Source organism: Vibrio sp. 1562, assembly GCF_033340155.1.
Classification (GTDB): domain Bacteria; phylum Pseudomonadota; class Gammaproteobacteria; order Enterobacterales; family Vibrionaceae; genus Vibrio; species Vibrio alginolyticus.
This window is the reverse complement of record NZ_JAWOVY010000119.1, coordinates 1-1,054: the sequence shown is the minus strand read 5'-3', so window position 1 is coordinate 1,054 and position 1,054 is coordinate 1. Positions and strand designations below refer to the sequence as shown.

At 42.9% G+C, this 1,054-nt stretch carries 2 protein-coding genes; both read right to left on the bottom strand.

Annotated features, from left to right (window positions below):
- Positions 1 to 186, bottom strand: a 186-nt coding sequence (locus tag R7Z49_RS23610; protein WP_318112155.1) for a hypothetical protein, incomplete at its 3' end; no start/stop codon positions are given.
- Positions 187 to 201: 15 nt separating this feature from the next.
- Positions 202 to 1,054: type VI secretion system protein TssL, long form (gene tssL, locus R7Z49_RS23605; RefSeq protein WP_318112154.1), on the bottom strand; the 853-nt coding region annotated here is incomplete at its 5' end.

Genomic DNA, 1,054 nt, shown 5'->3' with positions numbered 1-1,054 from the left:
AAGCGCCCAAGCAAAAACAATCACTAAGATCGTAACTAAACGTTGAAAATCACTTTTAAGCGGCTCGTAACCTGCAACCGTGATCAGAGGACCCACAACCCAAATAAAAATGGAGCACGCGGCTACACCGACTAAACCAAGAAACCATCTTTGGGTAAATACTCTGCCTATTTCTTTAATACTCATTTCCTTGCCCAACCGTTAGTTGCCCACAATAAGATCGATTTCAATTCGACGATTCATTGCTCGGTTCTCTTCGCTGTCATTTTCTACCAAAGGTCTCGCATCACCCAACCCTTCAGGAATCACTCTGCCTTTAAGTGCACTGTTGGCGATTAACTGTTCGGAAAGAGAAGTTGCGCGAGCTAAAGACAAGTGCCAATTGGATGGGTACTTGCTGGTAAATATCGGACGGTCATCGGTATGCCCGGTAATTATGATCTTCCCTTGTGTCGCTTCTAAGGTGCGTGCAACTTTAGAAATAACTGGCTGTATGTAAGCCACAACGCTCGCACTACCAGATTCAAATAGGTCTTGAGCTTTAAGAGAAATACGAACTCTATCTTGCAACGCTTCCACAGTGACAAGATCCTTGCCAATCTCCGTTGCCAAATACATAGATATTCTTTCGGCAATAGGTGCTGACTTTGACTCAACCATAGGATTACTGACTGCTGGGGTTGATTGAATCAGGTTTACCAATTGAGCAAAAGTTTGGTTGGAAGCTTTGTTCAACTCGTAACTGAAGTACATAAAAATACAAACAAGCAGTGCGGAAGTTACCGAACAAACCACCCATAGAGGAGCACGTTCCGAAACCTGAGCACCTGCCAATATATGTTGTTCTACTTTGTTACTAAGCTCTTGCTGTACTCCGCGACCATGTGACTTAAGCACTGATACAACTTGTTTTCTCAATCTACGGTGAGCTTCAAGCCCATTTTTTTCTAAACGATACTGACCTATAAAACCCAAAGATAAGCATACGTACATTAGCTCTAGTAAATCTAGGTGGGATTCCGGATGAGCCAAACAGCTATCTAGATGCTTAAAA